The 4,679-nt window shown below is 76.6% G+C and carries 5 protein-coding genes; 1 reads left to right on the top strand and 4 read right to left on the bottom strand.

The annotated features are described in order from the left end of the window. From HGCM_RS19670 to HGCM_RS16890, 3 genes are all read right to left on the bottom strand, one after another. Positions 1-1,702 (bottom strand): AAA family ATPase (locus HGCM_RS19670; RefSeq protein ID WP_161604964.1); only part of this gene is annotated, 1,702 nt, incomplete at its 3' end. Further along, on the bottom strand, positions 1,702-2,844 hold the full coding sequence (locus tag HGCM_RS04735) for an exonuclease SbcCD subunit D (protein WP_019135727.1): 1,143 nt from the start codon (positions 2,842-2,844) through the stop codon (positions 1,702-1,704). The genes HGCM_RS04735 and HGCM_RS19670, both read right to left, overlap by 1 nt. Positions 2,845-2,943: 99 nt before the next feature. After that, complete coding sequence (locus HGCM_RS16890) at positions 2,944-3,318, bottom strand: STAS domain-containing protein (protein ID WP_019135726.1); 375 nt, start codon at positions 3,316-3,318, stop codon at positions 2,944-2,946. A gap of 196 nt (positions 3,319-3,514) precedes the next feature. On the opposite strand from HGCM_RS16890, the gene HGCM_RS04725 reads away from it, so the two are divergent. Next, on the top strand, positions 3,515-3,904 hold the full coding sequence (locus HGCM_RS04725; RefSeq protein WP_019135725.1) for a PPOX class F420-dependent oxidoreductase: 390 nt from the start codon (positions 3,515-3,517) through the stop codon (positions 3,902-3,904). Between the two features lie 4 nt (positions 3,905-3,908). Here the strand turns inward: HGCM_RS04725 and HGCM_RS04720 are convergent, their stop codons facing one another. Then, positions 3,909-4,406 (bottom strand): aminoacyl-tRNA deacylase, encoded by a 498-nt coding sequence (locus tag HGCM_RS04720; RefSeq protein ID WP_019135724.1) that lies wholly within the window; start codon positions 4,404-4,406, stop codon positions 3,909-3,911. Positions 4,407-4,679: the final 273 nt, after the last annotated feature.

The following is a 4,679-nucleotide window of genomic DNA, read 5'->3' as shown; positions in this document are numbered from 1 at the left end:
CGGCGCTCCCGCACACCGGGCAGGCGTCGCCGTCGGTCAGGGACTCGGCCAGCTCGGCCGCGAGCCCGTCGATGCGCGCCTGCCGCAGGGCGGACTCGTGCAGGGCCGCCGCACGGGCCGCGTCGCGCGCCGCGGCGGTCGCCGACTCCGCGGCTGTCCGCTCGGTACGGCGCTCCTCGAGCGCGACGACGGCTCGGGCCCGGGCCGAGAGGTCGCGCACCCGCGCCCGGTGCTCCTCGAGCCGTGCCGCGACGGCCCGGGCGGCGGTGACCTGCTCGTCGAGCTCGGCCCGCTGCGCGGGGCGGTCGGCCAGCCACGCGTCGTGGCCGGCCAGCTCCGTCGTGAGGTCGTCGACCCGGTCGTGCTGGGCCCGCACCTGGCGTCGCTGCTCCTCCAGCCCGGCCTCGACGGCGACGGCCCGGGCCAGGCCCGCCGAGACGGCCACGAGCTCGGACCGGACGCGCCGCAGCTCCTCGCGGGGGTCCGGCGCGACGACGCCCTGCGCCTCCTCGACGGACAGCAGCGCGCCGTCGCCGGCGGGCTCGGCGCCGGCGGTCGCACCCGTCTCCACGAGCGCCAGCGTCGCCAGCTCGGCGGGTGCCGCGTCCAGCGCCGCGTCGAGGGCCTTCACCGCGCTCTCGAGGGCCACGGCCGCGCGGTCCCGGCCCTCCAGGACCGGCAGGACCGCGCGGGCGGCGTGCGCGAGCGCCACCGCGCCGACCAGCGCCTCGTGCTCCTCGCCCTGGGCGAGCAGCCGCTCCCGCTCCGACCGGAGGGCGTCGCGGCGCGCGGCGAGCCCGGCGAGCGCCGTCACCCGCGCCAGCTCCGCGGCGGCGCCGACGTGCGCGGCCTCGGACGCCCCCGCCGCGCTCCGGCAGGCCTGCGCCAGCGACCCCAGTCGACCGACGTGCACGTCGACCACGGCCCGCACGTCGGCGACGGAGCGGTGCGTGAGCGCCGCCTCCACCGACTCCCGCAGCGCCAAGGCGTCCTCGTCGTCGAGTGCCGCGGCACCGGCGAACCGCGCGGCCGCCGTGCGCACCGCCCCCGCCGCCGCGTCGACGCGGGCCGACGCCTCGCGGCGGAGCTCCACGAGCCGGTGCTGCACGCGCTCGAACACCTCGGTGCCGAAGATCCGCTGCAGCAGCGCCCGACGCTCCTCGGGGTCCGCGCGCAGGAACCGCGCGAACTCGCCCTGCGGGAGGACGATCGTCTGGACGAACTGCGAGCGGTCCAGCCCGACCACGCGCCGCAGCTCGTCGCCGGCCTCGTCCAGGCGCGTGCTCAGCACCTCGCCGACGGCGACGTCGTCGGGGTCCACGACGCCGTCGTGCCCCTCCGGCAGGCGCCACAGCGTGATGCGCGCCTGCTGGCGCACCGTCCCGGTGCCGCGCCGCTTCGCCCGGTCGTACGCGGGGCTGCGCCGCACACGGTAGACGCCGGACGGGACCTCGAACGTGAGGTCCACGACCGTCTCGGTCCCGTCGTCGGCGAACGCGGAGCGCAGCCGCTCGTCGGAGGCGTCGCTCGCCGCGACCTTGCCGTACAGCGCGAACACGACCGCGTCGATCAGCGTCGACTTGCCGGCGCCCGTCGGGCCCTCGAGCAGGAACAGCCCCGAGGCGGCGAGCGCGGCGAAGTCGACCGTGTGGCGCCCGGCGAAGGGGCCGACGGCCTGGAGGGTGAGCGTGCGCAGGTGCATCAGGCGCTCCGCTCCGCGGCGAGCACGTCCTCGTACGCCCGGCGCAGCACCGCGCGCTCCTGCTCGGACGCGGGCCTGCCTGCGACGTGCGCGACGAAGTCCGCGGCCACCTCGACCGGGTCGAGCCCGGCCGTCACGACGGGCGCCCGTCGCTCGGTCGGCGTCGCGACGGGCCGGTGCTGCACCGCGAGCGCGTGCGGGAAGCGGTGCTTGACCCGTCGGAACAGGTCGACGGGCCGGTCGGCGTCCGTCACCGTCACACGGACCCAGTCGTCGGCGTGCGGCTCGCCCGCCGCCCCCAGCAGCTCCTCGAGGGTGCCCGTCACGTCGGCGAGGCGCCGCGGCACCGGGGCGTCGACGAGGGTCGTGCGCACCTCGTCACCGGCGAGGTCGACCAGCACGGACGACTTGCGGTGGTGCAGCTCGGAGAACGAGTACGCGAGCGGGGAGCCGGAGTAGCGCAGGACCGTCCCGTCGGGCGCGGACAGCCCCTGCGGCCCGTGCAGGTGGCCGAGCGCGACGTAGTCGACGCCCGCGAAGGCGCCCGCCGGGACGTGGTCGACCCCGCCCACGCGGATGTCGCGCTCCGACTCGCTCGGCTCGCCCCCGACGACGAACGCGTGCGCCACGACGACCGAGCGCGCGGGCCGCCGACGCTGCAGGTCGGCCCGCACCCGGCGCATCGCTGCCAGGGTGACGGCCTCGTGCGACCGGGCGGGCACCACGTCGTCGTCCGCGAGCTCGCCGCGCACCGTGTCGGGGTCGAGGTACGGCAGGCCGTAGACCGCCAGGCCGTCGAGCAGGACGGGGTCGGCCAGCCCGGCGACACGCGTCCGCAGCCGCACGCGGTCGCGCATCAGCGCCGCGCCGAACCCGAGGCGCGTCGCGGAGTCGTGGTTGCCCGAGGTGAGGACGACGGTGGTGCTCTCCGCGAGCCGCGCGAGCGTGTCGGAGAGCAGCGTCACGGCCTCGACGGGAGGGATCGCGCGGTCGTACACGTCCCCCGCGACGACGACGGCGTCCACGCCCTCGTCGCGCACGACCTCCACCAGGTGGTCGAGGTAGGCCGCCTGGTGGTCGAGCAGGTCCACGCCGTGCAGCGACCGGCCGAGGTGCCAGTCGGAGGTGTGGAGGAGCCGCATGTGCCGGACGTTAACCTCCGGCGCCCACACGACCGAGGCACCGCGCGGAGGGCGGTGCGAACGGGCCCAGGACGGCCGCCTGTGGACGGCTCGGCGGTGTCAGGCGCTGAGCGGCGCCGGCGCCTCGTCCTCGACGAGCACCGCAGCGACCTCGTCCTCGATCCCCGGGACGCCGACCATGTCGAGCACGTCACGCACGACGCGCGCGGGGTCGAGCAGCGTGAGGCGCAGGCCGGACTCGGCCGCGGCGAGGTGCAGCTGCAGCACGAAGGCGATGCCGGACGAGTCGATGAACGACGCGCGCGAGGCGTCGACGACGATCGGCAGCCCGCTCGTCAGGGCCGCGGCCATGGACGCGCTCGCCTGCTCGCGCAGCGCGGCGTCGATCTCGCCGACGAGGACGATGGTGGAGCGTTCGGGTGAGACGACCGTGCTGATGCCGCTGGGCGGCTGCTCGTCGCTGGTCGAGGTCATGCTGGGGAAGGCTCCGCTCTGTGCTCCGGCGTCCGCCGGGATGCCCGGGGAGGCGCCCCGTCGCGCGCCCGGCGGCGACACGGTACCCCGATCCACACCTTCACGAACGCCGAGGGCCGTCGAGACGTTCCCGCCGGTGACGCGCGTGCGGCGGACCCCGCGCGCCGCACCCCGGCCCGCGTCCTAGCCTGGGGCCATGCCGACGACGCTCCCCGGGTCCCACGCCGACCTGCTCGACCGCCCGCTCTTCGCGCACCTCGCGACCGTCGCGCCCGACGGCGCGCCGCACTCCAGCGTCATGTGGTTCGTCTACGACGGCGAGGTCGTGCGGTTCACGCACACGAGCAGCCGGCAGAAGTACCGCAACATCCAGCACGAGCCGCGCGTCGCCTTCTCGATCCACGACCCCGAGGACCCGTACCGCTCGCTCGAGGTCCGCGGCACCGTCGAGTCGGTGGAGCAGGACGACGCCGAGGCCTCGTTCTACCGCTCGCTGCAGGAGCGCTACGGCAACGTCTACCCGATCACCGACGCCGACCGTCGCGTCGTCATCACGGTCCGCCCGACGACGTTCGTCACCAAGTAGCGGGTCAGTCGGTCGCGCCGCCCTCGGCCTCGGTGACGTCCGCGACGGTCGCGCTCAGCGCGCGCACGAGCTCGTCCCCGTCGACGGTCGCGGCGACGCCGTGCGCGCCGGCGCCGATGGACACGGTGCGCCCCCGCACCCGGGAGTCCGCGACCACCGGCCACTCGGTGATCGAGCCGAACGGCGTGATGGTGCCGCGCTCGTAGCCGGTGACGTCCTTGGCGGTCGCCGCGTCCGGCATCGAGAGCCGCGAGACGCCGAGCAGCGCGCGCAGCTTGGGCCACGAGATCGTGCGGTCGCCCGGGACGAGGACGAGCAGGAAGTCGTCGTCGCCGCGCCGCACGACGATCGTCTTGACGATGTCGGCGGGCTCGACGCCCCGCGCCGCGGCGGCCTCCGCGAGCGACGAGACCCGCCCGTGCCGCGTGATCGTGTACGCGACGCCCGACGCCTCGAGGGCGTCACCCGCCCGGACCTCGCCCTCGCTGCGCTGCTCACCCATGCGCGCCACTGTAGGCGGCGGCGCCGGGCGGGCCAGCGGGCAGGGTTTGTCGTCCTCACGACGACGAAGTCCGCACCCAGCGCCGCGTGACGCACGAGTATCCCGGCGCGCGCCCGCCGCGGCGTTTGCGAGGATGGGTCGACGTGACTGCTTCGACGACCCCGCAGGGCGACCCGGCCGGCTCCTCGCCGAGCGGTCGCCCGCGTCGTCGTCGGGGCGGACGAGGGCGTGCCCCGGCCGGCGGGACCGCGCCGGCGCCCGCGCGGGACGAGG

The organism is Cellulomonas massiliensis JC225, assembly GCF_000312005.1.
Lineage (GTDB): Bacteria > Actinomycetota > Actinomycetes > Actinomycetales > Cellulomonadaceae > Cellulomonas > Cellulomonas massiliensis.
The sequence above is the reverse complement of the archived record's forward strand: the minus strand, read 5'-3'. Positions and strand labels throughout refer to the sequence as shown.

What these genes read in the sequence shown, in the direction of transcription:
- HGCM_RS04735 (WP_019135727.1), bottom strand. Translation starts at nt 2,844, where the DNA reads ATGCGGCTCCTCCACACCTCCGACTGGCACCTCGGCCGGTCGCTGCAC.
- HGCM_RS16890 (WP_019135726.1), bottom strand. Translation starts at nt 3,318, where the DNA reads ATGACCTCGACCAGCGACGAGCAGCCGCCCAGCGGCATCAGCACGGTC.
- HGCM_RS04725 (WP_019135725.1), top strand. Translation starts at nt 3,515, where the DNA reads ATGCCGACGACGCTCCCCGGGTCCCACGCCGACCTGCTCGACCGCCCG.
- HGCM_RS04720 (WP_019135724.1), bottom strand. Translation starts at nt 4,406, where the DNA reads ATGGGTGAGCAGCGCAGCGAGGGCGAGGTCCGGGCGGGTGACGCCCTC.